Annotated in this window: 16 protein-coding genes and 2 tRNA genes; 6 read left to right on the top strand and 12 right to left on the bottom strand. The window is 57.0% G+C overall.

From position 1 onward, the window contains the following. The first annotated feature begins 73 nt into the window (after positions 1-73). The 3 genes from LC059_RS01500 to LC059_RS01490 all read left to right on the top strand — a co-directional run bounded on the left by LC059_RS01500 (position 74) and on the right by LC059_RS01490 (position 4,665). On the top strand, positions 74-637 hold the full coding sequence (locus LC059_RS01500) for a flavodoxin family protein (RefSeq protein WP_226702062.1): 564 nt from the start codon (positions 74-76) through the stop codon (positions 635-637). Between the two features lie 60 nt (positions 638-697). After that, complete coding sequence (locus LC059_RS01495; RefSeq protein WP_226702061.1) at positions 698-1,282, top strand: MarC family protein; 585 nt, start codon at positions 698-700, stop codon at positions 1,280-1,282. 449 nt (positions 1,283-1,731) lie between these two features. Then, entirely contained in the window at positions 1,732-4,665 is a 2,934-nt protein-coding gene (locus tag LC059_RS01490; protein WP_226702060.1) for a TonB-dependent receptor domain-containing protein, read from the top strand. Between the two features lie 115 nt (positions 4,666-4,780). Here the strand turns inward: LC059_RS01490 and LC059_RS01485 are convergent, their stop codons facing one another. Beyond that, positions 4,781-6,007 carry a tetratricopeptide repeat protein gene (locus LC059_RS01485; protein WP_226702059.1) on the bottom strand — a complete coding sequence of 409 codons (1,227 nt, stop codon included), beginning with the start codon at positions 6,005-6,007 and terminating at the stop codon, positions 4,781-4,783. Positions 6,008-6,094: 87 nt separating this feature from the next. After that, positions 6,095-7,258 carry a tetratricopeptide repeat protein gene (locus tag LC059_RS01480; RefSeq protein ID WP_226702058.1) on the bottom strand — a complete coding sequence of 388 codons (1,164 nt, stop codon included), beginning with the start codon at positions 7,256-7,258 and terminating at the stop codon, positions 6,095-6,097. A 243-nt stretch (positions 7,259-7,501) separates the two neighbouring features. Between LC059_RS01480 and LC059_RS01475 the strand changes: the two genes are divergently transcribed. Continuing rightward, a complete protein-coding gene (locus LC059_RS01475) occupies positions 7,502-9,043 on the top strand; it encodes a peptide MFS transporter (protein WP_226702057.1) in 1,542 nt (513 codons plus the stop codon). A 157-nt stretch (positions 9,044-9,200) separates the two neighbouring features. Here the strand turns inward: LC059_RS01475 and LC059_RS01470 are convergent, their stop codons facing one another. The 10 genes from LC059_RS01470 to LC059_RS01425 form a co-directional block, all read right to left on the bottom strand. Then, positions 9,201-10,025: a sulfite exporter TauE/SafE family protein gene (locus LC059_RS01470; RefSeq protein WP_226702056.1), complete on the bottom strand. Its 825-nt coding sequence runs from the start codon at positions 10,023-10,025 to the stop codon at positions 9,201-9,203. A gap of 107 nt (positions 10,026-10,132) precedes the next feature. Then, positions 10,133-12,250, bottom strand: coding sequence for a polyribonucleotide nucleotidyltransferase (pnp, locus tag LC059_RS01465; protein WP_226702055.1), 2,118 nt, complete (start codon positions 12,248-12,250; stop codon positions 10,133-10,135). A gap of 227 nt (positions 12,251-12,477) precedes the next feature. Next, positions 12,478-12,747, bottom strand: a complete 270-nt coding sequence (gene rpsO, locus LC059_RS01460) for a 30S ribosomal protein S15 (RefSeq protein ID WP_226702054.1) — start codon at positions 12,745-12,747, stop codon at positions 12,478-12,480. Positions 12,748-12,855: 108 nt separating this feature from the next. Further along, complete coding sequence (truB, locus tag LC059_RS01455; RefSeq protein ID WP_226702053.1) at positions 12,856-13,806, bottom strand: tRNA pseudouridine(55) synthase TruB; 951 nt, start codon at positions 13,804-13,806, stop codon at positions 12,856-12,858. After that, a complete protein-coding gene (rbfA, locus tag LC059_RS01450; protein WP_226702052.1) occupies positions 13,806-14,213 on the bottom strand; it encodes a 30S ribosome-binding factor RbfA in 408 nt (135 codons plus the stop codon). The genes truB and rbfA overlap by 1 nt, the downstream gene beginning before the upstream one ends. A 116-nt stretch (positions 14,214-14,329) precedes the next feature. Beyond that, positions 14,330-17,155, bottom strand: coding sequence for a translation initiation factor IF-2 (gene infB, locus LC059_RS01445; protein WP_226702051.1), 2,826 nt, complete (start codon positions 17,153-17,155; stop codon positions 14,330-14,332). 139 nt (positions 17,156-17,294) lie between these two features. Beyond that, a complete protein-coding gene (nusA, locus tag LC059_RS01440; RefSeq protein WP_226702050.1) occupies positions 17,295-18,797 on the bottom strand; it encodes a transcription termination factor NusA in 1,503 nt (500 codons plus the stop codon). 92 nt (positions 18,798-18,889) lie between these two features. Further along, positions 18,890-19,363 (bottom strand): ribosome maturation factor RimP, encoded by a 474-nt coding sequence (gene rimP / locus LC059_RS01435; RefSeq protein WP_226702049.1) that lies wholly within the window; start codon positions 19,361-19,363, stop codon positions 18,890-18,892. 235 nt (positions 19,364-19,598) lie between these two features. After that, a tRNA-Met gene (locus LC059_RS01430) sits at positions 19,599-19,675 on the bottom strand. A gap of 52 nt (positions 19,676-19,727) precedes the next feature. Further along, a tRNA-Met gene (locus LC059_RS01425) sits at positions 19,728-19,804 on the bottom strand. A gap of 387 nt (positions 19,805-20,191) precedes the next feature. Between LC059_RS01425 and LC059_RS01420 the strand changes: the two genes are divergently transcribed. Beyond that, the gene (locus tag LC059_RS01420) at positions 20,192-22,291 is read left to right on the top strand and encodes a TonB-dependent receptor (RefSeq protein ID WP_226702048.1); all 2,100 of its coding nucleotides are present in this window, start codon (positions 20,192-20,194) and stop codon (positions 22,289-22,291) included. Positions 22,292-22,303: 12 nt separating this feature from the next. Beyond that, a complete protein-coding gene (locus tag LC059_RS01415) occupies positions 22,304-23,467 on the top strand; it encodes a PepSY-associated TM helix domain-containing protein (protein WP_226702047.1) in 1,164 nt (387 codons plus the stop codon). Positions 23,468-23,539: the final 72 nt, after the last annotated feature.

Genomic DNA, 23,539 nt, shown 5'->3' with positions numbered 1-23,539 from the left:
TCATTATGCTGGGCGGAAGTAATCCACCCCCGATGCCGAGTGACAGATTTAATTCCACCGGAGCAAAACGGCGTTGACGCGAATCGCTGTTGTTTATTTTACCAAAACAGACATTACCGGCTCCCTTGCGGAGTCGGTAGCAACTGGCATCAACAGTGTGGAGGGGGCTGAGTCCGCTAGTATCAAAATTAATAGTCGTGATATCGTTCACGGCCGCTACTATAACGAGGAGGTTCTTTCTCTCGTTACAGCATGCAATGCGATCATATTCGGCTCACCGACCTACATGGGCGGTGTCTCAGCGCAGTTCAAAGCGTTTATCGACGCGACGGGTGACTTATGGGGGCGCCAAGCATGGGCGGGTAAAATCGCTGCGGGCTTTACCTGTGGCAGCGCTGTAAACGGAGATCAGGGCGTCACCTTGCAGTACTTGGCCACCCTGGCCGGACAACATGGCATGCTGTGGGTTGGCCTCGACGTTATACAAAGTCCATCCATCAACCGGCTCGGTTGCCAACTAGGAGTAACGGCCCATGCCCCCGATGGAGCCGCTCATTCTGCCGACTTGCGAGCTGCGCGGTACCTGGGTGCTCGAGTAGCGAGGGAGGCCTCGCGCCTGCAGATATTTCATCAGTGACCTATAACTGGGTTACACCTAAGCCAATACCCACACTCTTATACGCTAGCTTCCACCCCTATGGATACATTGACCGCCTTCCTCACTCTCCTCTTCGTCATGGACCCCTTGGGCAACATCCCGGTGTTCCTCGCCGCTCTCAAAAACGTACCACCGAGACGCCAGCTCTACGTGATCATGCGCGAGCTGATATTTGCATTGATTGTGCTGCTGGTGTTCCTGTACGCCGGTCGCTTTGTGCTTGCCTGGCTCGGGCTTTCTCAGGAGGCGATTCGTATCGCGGGGGCAATTATCTTGTTCCTGATTGCCATCAGAATGGTGTTCCCAGTGGAGGGAGGGATCATGGGAGAGCGGTTAGAGGGCGAGCCGTTCTTCGTGCCGCTGGCTGTGCCACTGGTCGCGGGCCCTTCCACGATGGCGATTCTGATGTTGATGACCAACAGTGAGGGAGAACAATTGTGGAATTGGACACTGGCACTGCTCGGTGCCTGGGGTGTATCCGCAGTAATATTGCTGGCGTCATCTCCGCTGGCGAAGCTACTTGGTAACCGTGGCCTGATTGCCGTTGAGCGTCTGATGGGGATGGTACTGGTGATGCTCGCCGTTCAATTGTTCCTGGATGGTATTAAACAGAGCCTAAACTGACGAAGCTCACAGTCTGAGAAAATTAGACAAAGTATTCATTTTTTTATTTTCCTCTGGAGGCCTCCGCTGCCTCCAGAACTTTACCCCAACCCGAAAAGTTCTGGCCGGACAAAGCTCCGCAGACTAATCGACCCACCCCGATCTGGCTACATATCAACCAAAATTTTCGTTATCTCATATCTCTAAGATGTGAGATTAGCGAATTTCATCCTAATAAAAACAACTTGCCAACAAGAATTTTGCCAGAAAGACGCCAGAATCAATAAACCAACACTTTGCAGTGTTCGAAATTCAACCGTAACGATCACAAACCAAACAAAAGGTCTAAATGAGATGAGAACACACAAAGACAGTTTAGTTCCACAAATGGATGACATCCTTTAAAGTCAGCAAGCACTAAAAATATACCTACAAATAAAAGTGCCTCTAAGTACATAAAGGATGCATTTATGATCAAGACCAAGTTGAGTATCGCCATCGCGACTTTCAGCGCATTCGCAGCCGCCAGTATTTCCGCTCAGGAAAACGTATCTGGCCAGGCCATAGAAGACGCGCTGTTGGTTGAAGAAGTCGTGGTGACAGGCTCTCGAATTGCGACCAACGGCCTGAATAGCCCGTCTCCGGTACAGGTTGTCGGCTCTGCCGATATCGACAATGCCGGTGTTGCGAACATTCAGGAGCTACTGCTGAAGAACCCGACCTTCGGCAGCCCGACTATCAGCCGCACCAACTCTAACTTCACCCTCTCCAGTGCCGGTGTTTCCACCGTAGACCTGCGCGGCCTCGGTGAAGACCGTACTCTGGTACTGGTCGACGGCCGCCGCTTTGTTTCCGGTGTACCTGGTAGCTCCGCGGTCGACATGAACGTGATTCCTGCGCAATTCCTGGAGCGTGTGGAGATCATGACCGGTGGCGCCTCGTCCCTGTACGGCTCTGACGCCGTTGCCGGTGTTGTAAACATGGTTTACAAAAAGGACTGGGAAGGCGTTGAGTTCGAAGTTAAGAGCGGCGAGAGCTTTGAGGGTGATGCGGCTGAAACCCAGTACAACCTGACCCTCGGCGGCAACATCGATGGCGGACGCGGTAATGTCATGGTGCACGCGGCCTACACCGATCAGGGAGCACTCTACTCTGCTGATCGCGATCGTTCCGCTAACGATATCGCCTCCCTCGGGGCATATGTCACCGGCAACCCGGACGATTTCTTTACCGCGATTGAACCCTTCTACTCCAGCTACAGCCCACAGGGCCGTTTCTACGCTGGCGAGAGCCAGTTCACTTACGACGCCGACAACAACCTCAAGCTTGGCTTTGACACCAACGGCGCCGAAGGTCCTGCAGACGGCTTCAACCGCAACGCCTACCGCACCATCGCCGTGCCGACCGAGCGCCGCCTGCTGGCCTCGCGCGGCAACTACGAAATCACCGATGGTGTGAACGTGTTTGTCGAGGGCACTTATGCCTCCAGCCAGACCAGCACTCGCCTGGAGCCTTTCGCGCTGGCATCCGACGATATCTATGCAGTGGACGGCTACGTGCCGATTGAATTCCTGGATCCAAACAATCCGGGCAGCACCATCCGCAACCCGCTGGTTGCCGATGAGATCTACAACGCAGCGGTCGACGAAAATGGCGATGGCCTGAAGGATATTTTCTTTACCCGCCGTATGCTGGAAGTTGGTAATCGCGGCAACACGGCTGACCGTGACACCTTCCGCGTGGTCACTGGCTTTGACGCCGACCTCGCAGGCAGCTGGAGCATGGACGCCTATTACACCTATGGCCAGACCAAGGAAGCTCAGGTTTCCGGTGGCCAGGTCAACGTCCTGAACTTCCGCAACGCACTGGAAGTCATCGCCGACGAAGATGGCAACTTGATCTGCCGTGATGAGCTGGCCCGTGAACAGGGCTGTGTCGCAGCGAATATCTTTGGCCATGGCGCAATGAGCCAGGAAGCCCTCGATTACGTCACCGCACCGGGCATGCTGGCGACCTTTGTCAGCCAGGAAGTAGCGGCGGTGAACTTCACCGGTGAGTTGTTTGACTTGCCAGCCGGCCCTATCGGCATGGCGACCGGCCTCGAATACCGTGAAGAGTTCTCCCGCAGCGAGTTCGATGCCCTGCAGCAGGCTGGCCTGAATGCGGGTAATGCGATTCCTCGTGAAGAAGGCGCGTTCGACGTTGCCGAAGCCTACGTCGAAGTCAACGTACCCTTGCTGTCCGGTGCCTTCCTGGCAGAGGACCTGAGCCTGCGCGGTGCCGTCCGTGCATCTGACTACTCCACCGTCGGCAGCACCCAGAGCTGGAACTTCGGTGTCGAGTGGGCGCCGATCTCTGATGTCCGTTTCCGTGCGATCAGCGCTCAGTCTACCCGCGCGCCGAACATCACCGAGCTGTTCAGTGCACCCAGCCAGACCTACCCGAGTGTTCAGGATCCGTGTGAAAACGTAACCGCTACTTCTAACGGTGCAATTTCCGAGGCATGCCGCGCCGATGAAGGTGTAATGGCTAACATCATCGAGAATGGCAAGTTCACTCTCAGCCAGTCTGACAAGCAAGGGGTCAGCGGTTACACCAGCGGCAACCCGGAGCTGCAGGAAGAAGTCGGCAAGTCCCTGACTGTTGGCGCGGTCATTACTCCCGATGGCATCCCGGTACTGGAAGACTTCTCTTTCACCGTTGACTACTTCAACATTGAAATTGAAGACGCCATTGTTTACACGCCGCGCCAGTTCATCCTGGATCAGTGCTATAACGGCGGCGACACTTCCTACTGTGACTTTATTACCCGTCGCCCGGAAAATATCGGCCCGAACAACGCCGGCTCACTGGAATACGTGGACACCCTGTCCGACAACACCGGTGAACTGGTTACCGAGGGTGTGGACCTCACTGTCGGCTACGACAAAGACCTGGCAGATTTCGGTCTGGCCGGCTACCTCAATGCCAAACTGTCGTACACCCACGTGCTCGAGGGCTACACCACTCCTGTACCTGGCGGGGAAAAAGACCAGTTTGCCGGGGAAGTTGGATCCGCCAAAGATAAGTTCTTCCTGAACCTGGGTTACGCCATCGGCGACGTCAATGTTGCCTGGAGCACCTCGTTTATCGGCAAGTCCTATCTGGATGACAGCTTCATGAAGGCCTACGGCCTGCAACCTGAAACCGTTGGCGTCGACGCAATCGCGTACCACGACCTGAACGTCAACTACACCCTGCAGGACAAGTACGAGCTGTTTGCCGGTATCTACAACCTGACCGACGAAGAGCCGCCGATGCTGATCACCGGTCTGCCCGGCAGCGACACCGGTACGGAAACCGATGCAGGCACTTACGACGTAATCGGTCGTCGTTACCAAGTGGGCTTCCGCGTAAACTTCTAAGTTTTCCGGAACTTGCCACTATGCGGCCAACTGCCCTGTATATAGGCGGTTGGCCGTCGAAAAGCGAGCCCCTACGGTGGCTCGCTTTTTTTATACGTCAGCTTTCTCGCTTCACTCACAGTGTTGAGATTTGACGCAATTCACTCAATTCCTGTTCGTACCTACTCTTGATATTCTGATCATTAATCAGGCTAAATGCCTTAGTCAGGTGTTTTTTCGCCGCAGTGTACTTGCCAAGTTGAAAATGGGTTTTCCCAAGCAAAAAGTGTATACGGTGGTCATCGGTGCTGTTGTCCAGGGCGCGGTTCAGGGTTGCGAGACTCGCGCGGTAGTTGCCGTTTACATAGCTATCTTTGGCATCATAGTAAAGAACATGTGGATGAGCTGCTTCCAGACTGCGGGCCCGTTTGTGAAACAGAGCCGCCATTTCTTCGTTTCCGGTTTCTCGGTAAAGCCGGCCCAGGCTACTCAGCGCCATCGTGTTTTCAGGGTCAAGCTGCAGAGCCAGCTGGTAAGATTGTTCAGCTGCTTTCGGCAAAGCATAACGCTTATACAGCGCTCCCAAATTAATCCAGATATTGCTGTCGCCCGGTGCGAGCTGCAGAGCCTTGCGAATCAACTTAAATGCATAGAGCCTGTCACCACCTGCACGCATCACCTCCATCGCCCGGTTGCTGTAATACTGGGAGAACGCGGCTCGATCGCTGATTCGGTATTGATACATGGTCGAGTCATAGTCCGCGAGACCGAAATCAACGACTTTGCGGCCGTAGGGCACTTCGGCCACCATATTTATGTGCCGGTAGTTGACGAAAGTCTGCCCGTCCTCGAATTTTCGGAGCTGTGGTGTTTCCACCTGATTGAAATAGGCATCAATACCCATCTCCCGGGTCAGCGAGACCAATAACATGGTTACTGCCAGGCAATTTCCCGTCTGTAACTCAAAGGTTTCAGCTGCACTCAAAGTGGTCTGTGCATCGTACTCAACGACAAACTGATCTCGATTAAACCGGCTCACGAGTTCGCGCCACCGCACGTCCAAGGGCGCGCCCGGAGACAACTCTTCCAGAAATTCGGTCATTGAAGGGCTGACAGACAACAGGCCTTGCTCAGGCAAGTCTTCCTTATCAAGTGATCGGTCAAATATCGCCCGGCCACTTAACAGGTATTCCGCATCGATTTGTGGAGCACCAGACTGAAAGGAATTCTTTGAATCCGTTGGCTGTGGCGCGCTCTGGGAAACGCATGCGACCAAACCAAAAGAGCAAACAAAAAATAAAATCCGCAAAAGCATAAATCCCGCCCGACAATCCTGTGTTGGCGCGGAAATTAACAACTTCACCAGGTCACGAAAACAAGTTATTGAACCAGGTCACAACAATTACGTTAGACAAGTCACAATTGCCTGTTCGATGAGCATATTGCAGAATTAACGATCTACGTTTCGTATTAAATATTCGAGCTTCCGACTATACGCTGACGTTGTAGAGGCATTCTGGGCCAGTGATAAGGCTACTTTTATATGCTCTCGGGAAGCGCGATATTCACCCAGACGAAAGCTGGTAAGCCCCATCAAAAAGTGAAACCGGTGGTCGTCTTCGTACTGCCAGATAGCCCGCTTTAACTGCCGTTTCGCGCTCTTATAGTCCCCGTGCTCATAGGCATTGCGCGCCTGGTAATACAGGTAATAGGGGTTTCGCTCACGGTGGTATCGGGCCTTATCGGCGTAATAGTCCGCCAGTTCGTGCCGCTGCTGTTTTCGGTAGAGGCGCTCAAGGTTACTTATGGCGATGGTGTGACTAATTTTGAGTCGCAGCGCCTGCTGGTAACTCTGCTCGGCCGCGGTGAACTGCCGATTGCGGCTGTAGAAGGCGCCGAGATTGGCCCAGAGGTCGGCGTCCCCGGGCTTCAGGTCCAGCGCCTTACGCAGATACCGGAATGCCTCGCGCATACTCTCCTGCTGCATTAACTCAAGACCGCGGTTGCTGTAGTACTGGGCAAACGCTTCCGTATCCGAGAGTCGGCGCTGGTCGTAGACGGGGTCGTACGCCTCCAGATTGAAATCCACCACACGGCGGCCGCGAGAACTTTCGCTCACCATATTGATATGGCGGTACACCACGAAGGTCTGAGACTCATCATGCCCCCACACCGGCGGGACCTCGACTTGGTTAAAGTAGGCATCCGCACCCAGCTCCCGGGTCATGGCCACCATCATCACGGTGAAAGCCATGCAGTTACCGACTTGCTGGCGAAAGGTCTCGCCAGCGGTGAGTGTTTTGTCCGCCTGGTACTGCACGGTAAATTCGCGCTCTTCGAATCCCTCTAGCAGAGCCCGCAGCCGTTGCTGGGGACTTGCGCTCGCGGCGACCTGGGCAAGATAGGCGCGTATCTCCGGTGCCAGGCCAAGAATATCGTCTTCCGGAAGTTCCGCGCTTTCCAGGGGCTGCTCAAACAGGGCCCGACCAGAAAGCAACCAATCGACATCTACTAATCGACTCGCCTCTGGCGGGGTGCCGGCACAACCGGCCAACAATAGCGCTACCATGGCCGTACAGACTATGGTCTCCCTCGGCAGAAATCGCTTGATCAAACTGCTATATGACCGATTGATTCCTGGCAGTCCAGAATTTTGCGGGGTTTTCACGGTTATTCTCCCCATATCGTGTTTCGAATCCCTGATTTTCCACAATTCCTGTCGTGCAGGAATACCTTTCGCAGGCTCATTTCCTGTTTCACCTGTAACCATTCGCCAGTTTCCGGGAGCGCTGTTACACTCGGGAAGGTCTCTATAAAGCTATAACACGCTAAAGCTATAACAATCGGAACAACTGATATGTCGTCACAGCTACAACAAAACAGCGATGGCTTCTTTGGCCATCCCAAAGGGCTCTCCACCCTGTTCTTCACCGAAATGTGGGAGCGGATGAGTTACTACGGCATGCGGGCCCTGCTGGTCCTGTTTATGACCGCAAGTCTGCAGGAAGAAGGCCTCGGCTTTACCGTCGCTGCTGCCGCAGCCATTTACGGCCTGTATACCGGTGCGGTGTACTTTCTTGGCCTCCCCGGCGGCTGGATTGCCGACCGTCTGCTCGGAGGTCAAAAGACCGTCTGGTATGGCGGTATAATCATTATGTGTGGCCACATCGTGCTGGCTATCCCCAACGACAGTACTTTCTTTATCGGCCTTATGCTGGTCGCGTCCGGTACCGGCCTACTGAAACCGAATATCAGCGCATTGGTCGGCCATCTTTACGCCTCTGACGACGTGCGCCGCGACAGCGGCTATGCCATCTACTACATGGGTATCAATCTCGGCTCCCTGATCGGCTACTTCATTTGCGGTTACTTTGGCGAGAGCATCGGCTGGCACTGGGGCTTCGGAGCCGCTGCCGTCGGTATGGCAGTGGGCCTGATACAGTATCGCTTCACCATCGGTAACCTCGGCAACGCCAGCCTGATGCCTGAGAACCCCATGTCTGCCCAAGGCGCCAAACGCGCCTGGCAAGTGATTGGTGCAGTGGTCACACTAGCAGCAGTTGTTGCCGGCCTGGCACTGACCGGCAAAATCACCATCAATCCGGTGGTGATTGCTCAGTACGTGGCCATCGTCTTCACCCTGACTTTCTTCGCCTACTACGGCTTCATCTACTTCGCCGGTAACCTCACCGACAATGAGAAGAAGCGCATGTGGGCACTGTTCCTGGTGTGCCTGGCTTCGGCCTGTTTCTGGTCCGGCTTCGAGCAGGCGGGCTCATCCCTCAACCTATTTGGTCGCGATTTCACCGAGCGTATGATTGGCACTTTTGAAATCCCGGCTTCTTGGTTCCAGAGCGCCAACGCCTTCTTCATCATCGTACTGTCACCGTTCTTTGCCGCCCTGTGGATCAACCTCGGCAAGCGCATGATCACGCCGTCTTACAGCATGAAATGTGCGATTGGCCTGATCATCATGGCGTCCGGCTTCCTGGTCATGTTCTTTGCTGCCCAGTACGCCGCGCAGGGCCTGAAAGTCGCCCCCATGTGGCTGATTACGACCTACTTCCTGCACACCGTCGGTGAGCTGTGCCTGAGCCCGGTGGCACTGAGTGCGGTCAGCAAACTGTCCCCGCGCCGCTTTGCCGGCCAGATGATGGGTGTGTTTGTACTCACCTACTCCATCGGCAACATCATCTCCGGCCTGCTGGCAGGTAACTTTGACCCCGAGAATATCCAGCAGCTGCCGAACCTGTACCTGCAGATCGCCCTGTTTAGCATTGGCATCGGCATTATCCTGGTGCTGATCGGCTTTAAGTCCAAGGTCTGGGAAAAAGGTGCGGAAGAAGACGACCACATCGAGCCCGTAGAGCCCGCCGAGGCCACAGGCAAGGCTGTCTGATCTAGTCTTCAGCCCCTCCATAAAAAGGCCGCTGCGGGAAACCGCAGCGGCCTTTTTTTTGTGTTTTGTGAATCGCTTTGTAGGAGCATGCATGCAGGCGAACGAGGCGTGGTACGGAGCGGTTCGCCTGCAAGCAGGCTCCTACAGTAACGGTGTGTTAGTTAACGACCACTGCGTAATTCAGCCAGATAAACCGCACACCGATAATGAATAACAACCCGGCAAAGCAGTTCTTCAGCAACTGCGGAGAAAGCCTGTGGGCCAGCAGTGCGCCAAGGCGCGCGAAAAAGGTACTGGCCAGGACAATGCCGAGAAACGCGGGCCAGTAGATATAGCCACTGGTCCATTCGGGCAGCTGCGGGTTGTTCCAGCCCTGCACCGCAAAGCTGAGCGCCCCGGCAACTGCAATGGGCAGGCCACAAGCCGCCGACGTCGCTACTGCACGCTGCATCACCACATGGCAGCGGGACAGGAAAGGCACAGTCAGTGAGCCCCCACCAATCCCGAAGATGGCGGAAACCCAGCCGATAAACCCGCCGGCGACCGACAAACCCACCTTGCCAGGTACTTTCTCACCATTGGTGGGTAACGGGCCCTTGCGCAGGCCATCCAGCCACATCTTGCCCGCGATGCCCACGGCAAATACACCGATCAGCAACTGTAACCAGGCACCGCTTAGCCAGTCAGCGGTCACACCGCCAATCCAGGAGCCAAGCAGAATACCCGGCGCCATGGCAGCGACTATTTTCCAGTCCACCGCGCGTTTGCCATGGTGGGTGCGAACAGAACTGATGGAGGTGATGATGATAGTAGCGAGCGAAGTGCCGACCGCCATGTGGGTGAGAATCTCAGGCGCGATGCCCTGGGCGGTAAATACCAGCACCAGAGCCGGCACAATGATCAGCCCTCCTCCCACACCGAACAGACCAGCGATGGTGCCAGCTCCTATACCCACCAACAGGTAAATCAATAAGACTTCCACTGCGCGCTCCCCTTCCCCTGATTCTCAACTTTTTAAAAGCAAAAAAAACGGTGGCATATAGCCACCGTTTTTGTATGCCCGCAAGCGGGCCGGAAACCCGGGAGGTATTACTCCTCGCCAGTGGCCTCATCCGCTTCCGCAGCGGCGTCGGCATTGGCTTCCTTGATGGACAGCTTGATGCGGCCGCGCTGGTCTACGTCCAGTACCTTCACTTTGACCATTTGGCCTTCGCTCAGGTAGTCGGTGACCGCATTGACGCGCTCTTCAGCGATCTGGGAGATGTGTACCAGACCGTCTTTGCCCGGCAGGAAGTTAACGAATGCGCCGAAGTCGACGATGCGTACAACCTTACCTTCGTAGATGGCGCCGATTTCGGCTTCCGCTGTGATTTCCTCGATGCGGGTAACCGCGGCTTCCAGGCTCTCACCGTCTTCACCAAATACCTTGATGCTGCCATCGTCTTCAATGTCGATGGAGGCACCGGTTTCTTCGGTGATGGAACGGATGGTGGCGCCGCCTTTACCGATCACGTCGCGGATCTTGTCCGGATGGATCTTCAGGGTGGCGTAGCGCGGAGCGTTCTCGTTCACTACAGAGCGGGATTCGCCGATCACCTTGTTCATTTCCGCCAGGATGTGCAGACGGGCGTGCAGTGCCTGCTCAAGGGCGGTTTCCATGATCTCTTCGGTGATGCCTTCGATCTTGATGTCCATCTGCAGCGCAGTGACACCGGAAGCGGTACCGGCAACCTTGAAGTCCATGTCGCCCAGGTGGTCTTCATCACCCAGGATATCGGTCAGAACCGCGAAACCATCGTCTTCCTTCACCAGACCCATGGCGATACCGGCTACCGGTGCCTTCAGCGGTACACCCGCATCCATCAGGGCCAGGCTGGAACCACATACGGAAGCCATGGAGCTGGAACCGTTGGATTCGGTGATCTCGGAAACCACACGCAGGGTGTAGGGGAACTCTTCCGGGTTCGGCAGTACTGCCGCGATACCGCGGCGGGCCAGACGACCGTGACCGATTTCGCGACGACCGGTAGCACCTACACGACCCGCTTCACCTACAGAGTAGGGAGGGAAGTTGTAGTGCAGCATAAAGTAATCTTTACGCTCGCCTTCGAGGGCGTCGATGATCTGAGCATCGCGGGTAGCACCCAGAGTGGAAACCACCAGTGCCTGGGTTTCACCACGGGTGAACAGTGCAGAACCGTGGCCCTTCGGCAGTACGCCAACTTCTACGGAAATCGGACGTACGGTTTTGGTGTCGCGACCGTCGATACGGGGCTCACCGCGTACAACAGCGCCGCGCACGGTTTTCTTCTCTAGCTTGCCGAAGTAGCTTTTTACGGTGCCGGCATCCAGCTCATCGGTGGACAGGGCTTCGGCCGCTTCGTTGCGCAGCTCGCCCAGACGGGTGGTGCGCTGCTGCTTGTCGGTGATCTTGTAGGCTTCAGCCACCTTCTCACCGAACTGGGCTTCCAGAGCGGATTTCAGCTCTTCGTTCACTGCTTCCGGCTGCCAATCCCAGGTGGGCTTGCCAGCTTCAGCTTTCAGCTCTTCACAGACTTTTACAACTGCCTGCATTTCCTGGTGCGCAAACAGTACCGCGCCCAGCATGATGTCTTCCGGCAGTTCAGCGGCTTCGGATTCCACCATCAAGACCGCGTCTTTGGTACCGGCAACAACCATGTCCAGCTCGGACTCTTTCAGAGCCGCGTAGCCTGGGTTCAGGATGTAGCCGTCTTTTTCGGTGTAACCCACACGCGCAGCGCCAATCGGACCAGCGAAAGGAATACCGGATATGGACAGTGCCGCAGAGGTACCGATCATGCCGGCGATATCCGGATCTACGTCTTTTTCCGCGGACAGAACGGTGATCATCACCTGTACTTCGTTCATGAAGCCGTTCGGGAACAGTGGGCGGATCGGACGATCGATCAGGCGGGAGGTCAGGGTTTCTTTCTCTGACGGGCGGCCTTCACGCTTGAAGAAGCCACCGGGAATCTTGCCGGCCGCATAGGCCTTTTCTACATAGTGTACGGACAGCGGGAAGAAGCTCTGGTCTGGCTTGGCTTCTTTGGCACCGACAACGGTACACAACACAACGGTTTCACCGATGGTGACCAGCGCTGCGCCAGTGGCCTGGCGTGCGACGCGTCCGGTCTCGATGGTGACCTGATCTTTTCCGTACTGGAAGGTTTTGGTTACTGGATTCACTAGACTCTTTCCTGTTTCCTTACGGCTGCTGGCCCATTCCAACAGCCCCTACAGTTGTTCGCCCACAGCCAACCTCCTACGAATTGATTTCTGTAGGAGCCTGCCCTGCAGGCGAATTTGCCGGACCTTTTCAGCGGGCCCGGCATTCCCGGAGTAAACATCACACCCCGGAGAATTCAAATTCTATAAAGAAGAATGCCCGCCAGAAGGCGGGCATTCTCAGGGTCTTAGCGACGCAGGCCGAGCTTGGCGATCAGCTGTGCGTAACGGTTCAGATCCTTGCGCTTCAGGTAGTCCAGCAGCTTACGACGCTGGTTTACCATGCGGATCAGACCACGACGGGAGTGGTGGTCTTGCTTGTGAGAAGCAAAGTGACCCTGAAGCTTGTTGATGTTGGCAGTCAGCAGGGCTACCTGGACTTCCGGAGAACCGGTGTCGCCTTCAGTTTGGCCGTGCTCTTTCAGGATGGCTGCTTTTTCGTTTGCAGACAGTGCCATAACGAATTACCTCGTTCGTAACATGCTTTGAACATTCGGCTGGCCCGTGCATGTTTACAGACCAGCTAATGGTTTACCTTTATTCGCCTTCGAACAGGCTCCTGCAGGTTATTTTACCAGGCGGCGCGGGGCGACCCGTCCGTCATCAGTAATCTCTCCAACGCCTAGAAATTCACCACTTTCCAGGAAGAGGCGCACCATATCACCTTCATCGCCCAAGCGATAGACCTGCAGATCCATTACCGGCTGGCCCTGACGCAGATAGTAACCCGTGTCGTCCGAGAGGATCATTTTGGGCAAGCCAGATGCGGGGGAATCCGCCGGAAGCAGGTGGTGGTCCAGCTCTTCGGCGCGACCGTCACCCCGCTCTTCGGTCAGCTCATCCAGGGTGACCGAGTCGTCCTCATGGTATGGGCCGGCGGCACTGCGGTGCAGTTTTTCCACAAAGGCCCCTACCCCCAATGCTTTGCCCAGATCTTCCGCAAGGCTGCGGACATAAGTGCCCTTGGAGCAGTGCACCTCAATCTCGGCCCGGGGCAGCTTGTCCGGAGAGTCGGCTGCCGGGGTAAAACTGAGCAGCTCGTAGGAGTAAATCTCTACCTGACGCGCCTCCCGCTCCACCTCGATGCCCTGGCGCGCCAGCTTGTACAGGGGCTGGCCTTTATGCTTGAGGGCAGAATACATGGACGGCACCTGGCTGATGGTCCCGCGAAAATCCGCCATGGCGTCACGCACCTGTTGCTCGGTAATTCCGGAGGCATCAGTGGTAGCCACCACATCGCCATCGGCATCGCCGGTTTCGGTGGTCATACCGAAGCAGAAGGTACTGCGGTAGCGCTTGTCCGCATCCAGCAGGTACTGGGAGAACTTGGTGGCTTCACCGAAACAGATGGGCAGCACGCCAGTTGCCAGCGGGTCCAGCGCACCAGTGTGGCCGGCGCGGTTGGCGAAAAACAGGCGTTTGGCTCTTTGCAGGGCGTCGTTGGCGGAGATGCCTGCGGGCTTGTTCAGCAACAGCACCCCATCCACCTGCCGGCCCCATTTTGGTCGGCGGCCCATCAGTCGTTGTCTTTCTCGCCAGCGTCGTCGCTGTCGCCAGATTTACTCTGATCGGACTTTACCGCCTTGTCGATCAGCGCCGAGAGGTGCTGGCCGCGCACGGAGGTTTCGTCATAGCGGAACTGCAGACGGGGGATAGTTCGGATCTGGATCTCCTTGGCGAGCTGGCTGCGCAGGAAACCTGCGGCCTTGTTCAGCGCCTCCATGGAGATATCGATCTTGTTGCGGTCGTCCTCGCCCACCAGGGTCACAAACACCTTGGCGGTGGTGAGGTCGCGACTCACTTCCACATCGTTGACATTGACCATGCCAACCCGCGGGTCGCGCACTTCGTGCTGAATAAGACGGGCCAGCTCGCGGCGCATGGCGTCGGCTACCCGGTCTGCACGGTGGAATTCTTTGGCCATTTTTTACCTATTCAGAATAGCGAATCGCCTGTAGTACAGGCTCCTACAGAAAACATTGTAGGAGTCTGCCCTGCAGGCGAACACTGGAACCCGGCTTGCGCCGGGGAGACGGTCGATTACAGCTCGCGGGCTACCTTGACGATATCGTAGACCTCAATCTGGTCGCCCGGCTTGACGTCATTGTAGTCCTTCACGCCGATACCACATTCCATACCATTGCGGACTTCCTGTACGTCGTCTTTAAAACGACGCAGGGATTCCAGCTCGCCCTGGTAGATTACGACGTTGTCGCGCAGTACACGGATCGGCTTGTTACGGTATACAACACCCTCGGTGACCATACAGCCCGCAATCGCGCCAAACTTCGGCGAGCGGAATACGTCGCGCACCTGAGCGATACCAACAATCTCTTCGCGCAGCTCCGGATCCAGCATGCCGGACAGAGCCTGCTTCACTTCGTCCAACAGGTTGTAGATCACGCTGTAGTAGCGAATTTCGACACTTTCGGTCTCGGCCAGCTTACGCGCAGCCACATCGGCACGGGTGTTGAAGCCGATAACAATAGCACCAGAGGTCAACGCCAGGTTGATGTCGTTTTCGGCAATGCCGCCAACGCCACTTGAAACCACATTGACGGAAACTTCTTCGTTACCAATCTCGGCCAGTGCCGCAAGGATCGCCTCGAGAGAACCACGCACATCCGCCTTGATGACAACCGGCAATACTTTCCTCTCGCCCGCTTCCATGTCCGCAAACATGTTTTCCAGCTTGGCAGCCTGCTGGCGCTGCATACGCTCGCGACGCTCTTTGTCGGCGCGCTGCTCGGCCACTTCACGGGCCTTTCGCTCATCCGCAACAACCAGGAATTCATCACCAGCATTAGGCGTGGTGTCCAGGCCCAGCAGCTCCACCGGAGTAGAAGGACCGGCTTCCTTGACGGATTTGCCCAGCTCGTTGGTCATAGCGCGCACGCGGCCGTAGCTCTGGCCCGCCAGCACAATGTCACCGCGCTTCAGCTCACCATTTTGCACCAGCAGGGTGGCAACCACACCACGGCCTTTCTCCAACCGGGATTCGATGACCACACCGCTTGCCGGCACCGATACTTTGGCCTTCAGCTCGAGCATTTCAGATTGCAGGGAAACTGCTTCCAACAGTTCGTCGATACCCTGACCGGTATGGGCAGACACTTCGATAAACTGTGTGTCGCCACCCCAATCTTCAGGAATCACGTCTTTCGCGGCCAGTTCGTTCTTCACGCGGTCGGGATCAGCGGATTCCTTGTCGCACTTGTTGATCGCCACGACCAGCGGGACGCCAGCGGCCTTGGAGTGCGCGATGGCCTCTTCCGTCTGCGGCATAACGCCGTCATCGGCGGCAACCACCAGAATCACCACGTCGGTGGCCTGGGCACCGCGGGCACGCATGGCGGTAAACGCGGCGTGTCCCGGGGTATCCAGGAATGCAATTTCGCCCTGGCTCGTTTTCACCCGGTAGGCGCCGATGTGCTGGGTAATACCACCAGCTTCGCCGGAAGCCACTTTGGTCTCGCGGATGTAATCCAGCAGGGAGGTCTTACCGTGGTCGACGTGACCCATAACGGTCACTACCGGCGCACGGGATACTTCTTCGCCCTCCACGCTCTGGGACTGGGCAACCAGCTTCTCTTCCATTTCGTTTTCAGAACGCAGCACCACGGTGTGGCCCATCTCTTCCACGATCAGGGCCGCGGTGTCGCGATCCAGGCTCTGGTTGATGGTGACCATTTCGCCCATTTTCATCAGGCGCTTGATCAGCTCGCCGGCCTTGATATTCAACTGCTTCGCCAGATCGCCGACGGTGATCGTCTCGCCCAGTTGTACTTCGTACACTTGCTTTCCTGTCGGCTTTTTGAAGCCGTGTGTGTTCTTGACTTTCAGCGTCGGGCGAGAGAGCGAGCGCGTGCTGCGCTTCTCGTCGTCGTCGCTATCGAAGGCTTCCAGTGCAGCATCGTACAGAGAAGTCTTGCTGGACTTCTTGGGACCACTCTTGCCGCGACGGCTGCGACGCTTGCGCGGCTCGTCATCATCGCGCGTGTCATCCGCTTCTACTTTGCGGCGTAACCCGGGCTTGGCGGCGGTGGTGGTGGTGGTCTCAGTTGCTGCTGGCTTCTTCTTGGCCTGTTCTGCGCGCTCTTTCTGTTCTTGCTCAAGACGTGCGCGCTCAGCTTCAACGCGGGCTTTTTTCTCTTCCAGCTCAGCCGCTTCGCGCTCGTCGGCTTTCTTACGGCGCTCCATGGCAGCAATACGCATGGCTTCGATGTCATCGACGTAAGAAGAACGGATGGGTGCCGGCTCGGGCTTGGGCTTGGGCTCAGGCTTGGGTTCTGCTTTGGGCTCAGGCGCTTCAGCCTTCTCGGATTCGGCGGAGGCCGCAGCCTCTTCGGCCTTGGCTTCGGCTTCCTGCTTCGCTTTGGCCGCTTCTTCGGCTTCCTGCTTGGCTTTGGCCTCTTCTTCAGCGCGCTTGGCTTCTGCCTCGGCGACCTCTTGCTCGGCACGGGCGCGATCGGCGGCAGCTTTCTCCGCTGCAGCCAGCTCTTCCTCAGCCTTCTGCAGCGCAGAAGTATCCAGCTCGGGCTGCTGCTCTTCGGATTCTGCGCGTTTTACGTAGGTGCGCTTCTTGCGGACTTCCACATTTACGGTCTTGCGGCCGGTGCCAGATCCGGTCTTGAGCGTGGTGGTAGTTTTGCGCTTGAGGGTGATTTTGCGAGGCGCTGCGTCCTCTTCCCCTTTGCTGCTGCCGTGACTGCTTTTCAGGAAGTTGAGCAGGACCTGCTTCTCTTCTGCAGATACGGGCGCATCCGCTGAAGTGTGGGGCAAACCCGCCTCCTGCATCTGCTTGAGCAGACGCTCTTCGGTGGCACCAACCGATTTGGCGAGTTCGCTAACTGTTACTTCGGCCATTCTCTCTCCTAAAAATTCGCTTGTGGCGGAGCAGCATCAATTCATTTGACTGCTCCACCCTTGGCCTGCTCGGCAGGCAATTCGGGGCGCGCACATCACAACAGTGCGCGGGGCCGGGCTTGCGCCCGGCACTCGGGCATCAAGCCTCTTGGTCACTGTCGTCGGCGAACCAGGGTTCGCGAGCTTTCATGATCAGTGCGGCGGCACGTTCCTGGTCCACGCCTTCAATGTCCAGCAGATCGTCTACCGCCTGCTCAGCCAGGTCTTCCATGGACGCTACGCCACGGCTGGCCAGCTGGAACGCCAATTGACGGTCCATGCCTTCCATATTCAGCAGATCTTCCTGCGGCTCGGAAGCGTCCAGCTCTTCTTCAGAGGCCAGCGCCTGAGTCAGCAGGGCGTCTTTGGCGCGGGCACGCAGTTCTTCGGCGATTTCCTCGTCGAAGCCCTCAATCGCCAGCATTTCTTCCAGCGGTACATAGGCCACTTCCTCGAGGGAGGTGAAACCTTCGTCCACCAGAACGCCGGCAACGTCTTCATCGATATCCAGGCGCTCCATGAAGACTTCCATGATGCTGCCGGACTCAGCTTCCTGCTTGGCCTGCCAATCTTCAACGCTCATCACGTTGATCTGCCACTCGGTCAGCTCGGAAGCAAGACGCACGTTCTGGCCGCTGCGGCCAATAGCCATGGCCAGGTTTTCTTCCGCTACCGCCACGTCCATTGAGCCTGCATCTTCATCCACCACGATGGACTCGATTTCTGCCGGAGCCATGGCGTTGATAACGAACTGGGCGGGATTGTCGTCCCACAGCACGATGTCTACACGCTCGCCAGACAGCTCGTTGGAAACCGCCTGAACCCGTGCACCGCGCATGCCAACACAGGCACCGACCGGATCGATACGACCGTCGTTGGTGTTAACGGCAATCTTGGCGCGCAAGCCGGGATCGCGGGCGGCACCCTTGATCTCGATCACCTGTTCGGAAATCTCCGGCACTTCAATACGGAACAGCTCGATCAGCATTTCCGGGCAGGAGCGGCTCAGCATCAGCTGCGGTCCGCGGGCTTCCGGCTGAATCTCCAGCAGAATTGCGCGAACGCGATCGCCAAGGCGGAATATTTCACGGCCAACCAAATGATCGCGAGGCAGGCGCGCTTCGGCGTTGTTGCCCAGGTCTACCGCGATAAAGTCACGGGTGACCTTTTTCACGGTACCGCTCACCAGCTCACCAACGCGGTCGCGATATTCGTCAACGATTTTGGCGCGCTCGGCTTCACGAACCTTCTGCACGATTACCTGCTTGGCAGTCTGTGCAGCGATGCGACCAAACTCGACGTTTTCCACCTGCTCACGGTAGACATCACCAGCCTTCAGCTCGGTGTCTTTTTCGTGGGCTTCCTCCAGCGTGAACTGGGTACCCAGCTCCGCCAGGGTTTCATCGTCTACCACTTCCCAGCTGCGGAAAGTCTCGTAGTCGCCGGTGCGGCGATCGATGATGACCTCGATGGTGGAATCTTCGTCGTAGCGCTTCTTGGTGGCCGTTGCGAGGGCCGCCTCGATTGCCTGGAAAATAATATCCCGGTCAACGCCTTTCTCGTTGGAAACCGCCTCGGCTACCAGCAAGATTTCTTTGTTCATGCAGCTGCCTCTTCAAAAACGCTACGTGCTTGCTATTCAATGCTTCGGTGAGCGCGATCAAGCCTGCGCTACCGGATACTTCTGCATTGCCCTTACTTCTTTCCACCCTCGAACTGAGGGACGATATTCGCTTTCTCGATACTGTCGATCGGTAACAGGTACTCATTCTCGCTGTCGATGCGCAGGACAATCTCGTCCCCCTCCACACCAGCCAGCAGACCGCGCCATTTGCGCTGGCCGTCCAGCGGCATGCGCAAACGCAGCTCAACCTGGGCACCGATATAACGCTGGTACTGCTCGAGTTTATACAGCGGCCGGTCCATACCCGGGGAGGAAACCTCCAGGGTGTACTTGCTGCTGATGGGATCTTCCACGTCCATGACCGCGCTCACCTGACGGCTGACTTTTTCACAATCATCGACGGAGATGCCGCGCTCGGCATCGATATAGATGCGCAGCAGGGCATTGCGACCGTGAGTCTGGTAATCGATACCCCACAGCTCACAATCCAATGACTCGACCACCGGAGCCAACAGCTCTTCTAAAAGTTCGCGTTTGCTTGCCATATCACCACTTTGGCCCGGAGACCGCCCGGGGCAGATGAGCAACGGCATTCGCTCGTTGCAAAAACGAAAAATGGGCAGCGAAGCTGACCCCACGGTCCGAATGAGAAACCGCGGCGCCGACTCCCGGCCCATTCGGATGGCAAACCGAGATACTCTCGTTTGCCGCAGATACGAAAAAGCCCCTAACAGGGGCTTTTACTGCGTAGTCACACATCATCAATGTGCCTACAAAATTTGGTAGCGGGGGCAGGATTTGAACCTACGACCTTCGGGTTATGAGCCCGACGAGCTACCAGGCTGCTCCACCCCGCAACAACTCTAGGGTTTGGCGACCGCTTAAACCTCATTAAGTATAAGCAGAATTTGGTAGCGGGGGCAGGATTTGAACCTACGACCTTCGGGTTATGAGCCCGACGAGCTACCAGGCTGCTCCACCCCGCACCAACGACCCTGGAAGCCGCCCCTGGTAAAGATCGGCTTCCTGCGGTGGGTTGCCCCAACCGCTCAGAGGCTGCGCATTCTATTGACCGCCCCTCTGGGAGTCAAGTCACTTTTGGCATTTGTTCACACAGAAGGTCGATCCTGTGTTTTGCACGAGATCAACCGCCATGCCTGCAGCCCAAAGCAGGCATAACGGGCTAACAGCAATTGATATAGATTCTCATTTTCTTTATTATCGCGCACAGATTATGGCAGGACGCAGACAGCAACTGCCGCAGGATACAAGCCTCTTCCCAAGGGAGCACGGCGCCAGCCGTCAATCCCCCGACCGCTTTGGCATCCTCTTTAACAACATTCGCGATAACAGCACCCAATAAGGAGCACAGCATGCGCTGCCTGAAGACCACTCTCGCCCTGGCCATAGCCGCTGCCAGTACAGCCACTCTCGCCGCGGAGTCAGAACCCCGTATAGAGGAAGAAGTAGTCGTCACCGCCAGCCGAACCGAAAAGCCCCTGAGCGCAATCCCCAACACAGTCACCCTCATCGATCAGCAGGAACTGGCCAGCCAGATGGCAGCCACCAGCGACCTGTCCACAATCCTCGGCAACCTGATTCCGAGCTTCTCTCCTAGTCGCCAGAAAATGACCAGTTCCGGTGAGAGCCTGCGCGGGCGTAAACCGCTTTATCTGATCGACGGCGTGCCCCAGTCCAATCCGCTGCGCAACGGCGGCCGCGACGGTCACACCATCGATCCACTGGTACTAGAGCGCGTAGAGGTGATCCACGGTGCCAACGCCATTCATGGTATGGGCGCTTCCGGTGGCATCATCAACCTGATTACCCGCACCCCCAGTGAAGAGTTCCAGCAGAGTGTGAGGGTAGAGACCGCGCTTCAGACCGAAGACATGGGTGAATCGGCAGGCTATAACGGCAGCTACAGTGTTTCCGGCAAGGTCGACGCAGTCGATGTACTCGCGAGCTTTACCTATCGCAACAGCGGTGTGGGCTACGACGCCAATGGTGAGATTGTCGGTTTCGACAATACCCAGGGCGACACCATGGACAGCGAAACCACCAATGCGTTTATCAAGACCGGCTACAGCTGGGATGATCAACGGATGCAGCTGACCATCAACCGCTATCTGGTGGAAGGCAACAACAACTGGCTGAGCGTGGATGGCGATATCAGCGAAGGCATTGCCACCACCGCGATCAAGGCACCGGTTCCCGGGGATGCGCCATCCAATGAGGTCACCACAGCCAATCTGCAGTACACCAACGAAGACCTGTTCGGCCATAAGCTCCGCGCCCAGATCTTTTCCCAAGACTTCGCCGGTACTTATGGCGGCGGCGCGTTTGCGACTTTCCAGGACCCGGCGTACGGCGAAGACATTTTCGACCAGTCCCAGAACAACTCGGAAAAGCGCGGCCTGAAACTCACCCTGATCAAGGACGATATCGCTGGTAGCGCCATCAGCCTTGCCTACGGTGTGGATCTACTGCAGGACGAAACCTGGCAGCAGCTGGTACAGACCGGCCGCGCCTGGGTGCCGCCCACAAAATATAAGAGCTCTGCGCCTTACCTGCAGGCAGAGTTCAGTGGCATCGACAAGCTGACCATCACCGCCGGCCTGCGCCACGAGCGCTCCGAGCTGGACGTGGATGACTTCACTACCCTGGCATCCTATGGCAGCCAGTTCGTAGAAGGCGGCAATCCGGAATTCAGCGAAACCCTGGGCAATATCGGCGCGACCTACGCACTGGCCGAAGGTCTGCGTATTTACGCCAACTACTCCGAAGGCTTTTCCATGCCGGACGTCGGCCGGGTGCTGCGCGGTATCAATCAGCCGGGCCTGAGCGCGGAAAGCTTTCTTGAGCTGGAGCCGATCCTGACCCAGAACCACGAACTGGGCCTCGACTTTAATAACGAACAGTTCGGTGCACAGATTGCGCTTTACTCCTCGGATTCCAACTTTGGCCAGCGTCTGGCGCTGGGAAGTGACGGTGTCTACAGCGTGAAGCGGGAGAAAACGGATATCGACGGTGCCGAAATGCGCGGCCAGTGGTTTGCGACCGAAACCGACACTCTGGAAGTTCGCTATGCCTACACCAAAGGGCGTTACGACTCCGACCAGGACGGCAAGGTAGATACCGACCTGGACGGCCGCAACATTTCCCCAAACCGTGTGAATCTGAGCTGGGCGCGCAACTGGACAGAAGACTTCAGCACCCGCCTGCAGGCCAACTGGCTGCTGGACCGCGACTTCGAAAACAGTACCGGTGAAGTCACCACCGAGTTCGACGGCTACGCCACCATCGATGCCAGCGCGCAGCTGAAAGCCCTGGGCGGCGAGTTCGCACTTGGCCTGCAGAACCTCACCAATGAAGACTACTTCACCTACTACTCCCAGACTGCGGGCAACGACGTGCGCAACTTCAAAGGTCTGGGGCGCAGCGTGAACCTGTCTTACTCCAAGGTATTCTGATCAGCCTCGTTTATGCGCAAAACGTTTTTCATTCTGCACAAGTACGCAGGCCTGACCCTGGGCCTGCTGCTTAGCCTGATCGGCATAACCGGCAGCCTGCTGGTGTTCGACCATGCGCTGGATGAAACCCTTGCGCCAGAGACCGTTACCTTCACGCCCTCTTCCCGCCCGGCCACTTACGCGGAGGTTTTTGCTTCCGCCCAGGCAGCCGTCCCGGGCAACCCACTGCCCAGCCGCCTGATGACCCAGCGCCAGCCGGGCAGTCCACACGTGGTGCGCTTTCCCACCCCGGAGGGCGCGCCCGGCCCCATCGAGGTCAGTGTTTCACCCACCGACGCCGAAGTACTGGCGGTTCGCGGCTGGGGCACCCCCGAGTACACCATGACCTGGCTGTACCGCCTGCACTACACCCTGCTGGCAGGCAAAAACGGCAAGACGGTGGTGGGCTTTATGGGCCTGTTGCTGATGGTGTTCTGTATTACCGGCGCGGTACTGTGGTGGCCCAAGCGAAGCAAGACTGCAAAAGGAAGGTGGAAGCGGGCATTCAGCATTTCCCGTAGCGGCAACCGCTTCCGTTTTTACTTTGACGTGCACAAGGTGTTCGGAATTTACTTTTTGCCGCTGCTGCTGTTGACCAGCTTTTCCGGCGTCACCCTTGTATTCCCGTCCCAGGTGGAAACAGTGGTCGGCGCCCTGTTCAAGACAGAACCGCGCCCGGCCCTGCCGCCATCGCGAACCGACAAGGGCACCCCCATCACCGCGGATGAAGCCGTCGCAATCGGCCAGGCCGCATTTCCTCGTGGCGTACTCAAGCGTATCTACCTGCCCCGCAATGCGAGCGACAGTTACGGTCTGACCTTTCGTGCCGAGGGAGAAGTCTGGAGCAATTACGGGGCCAGCATTACACGGGTGGACCAGTACAGTGGCGAACTGCTGATGACACAGGACGTAACCGAAATCCCCCTGGGCAACAAAATCCTGCGCTGGCAATTTCCCCTGCACAACGGCGACGCCTTGGGAATTGTCGGCCGCTGGCTGATACTGATCGCGGGACTGGTGCCCGCACTGCTATTCGCAACGGGTAGTTACCTGTGGTGGAAGAAGCGCCGACTGCGATTGCACAAGGCCGCGCCTGCAGCACCAACAAGGTCGATCGATCAGGCGACCACCGCCTGACCCGGCCGCGGGTAATGCGACCAGGTAAACGACACTACCGAGTGACCATTTAAGAGCTTGGTAAGAGCCCGG

This window comes from Microbulbifer elongatus (assembly GCF_020524885.1).
Classification (GTDB): domain Bacteria; phylum Pseudomonadota; class Gammaproteobacteria; order Pseudomonadales; family Cellvibrionaceae; genus Microbulbifer; species Microbulbifer elongatus_A.
This window is presented reverse-complemented; position numbering and strand designations above follow the sequence as displayed.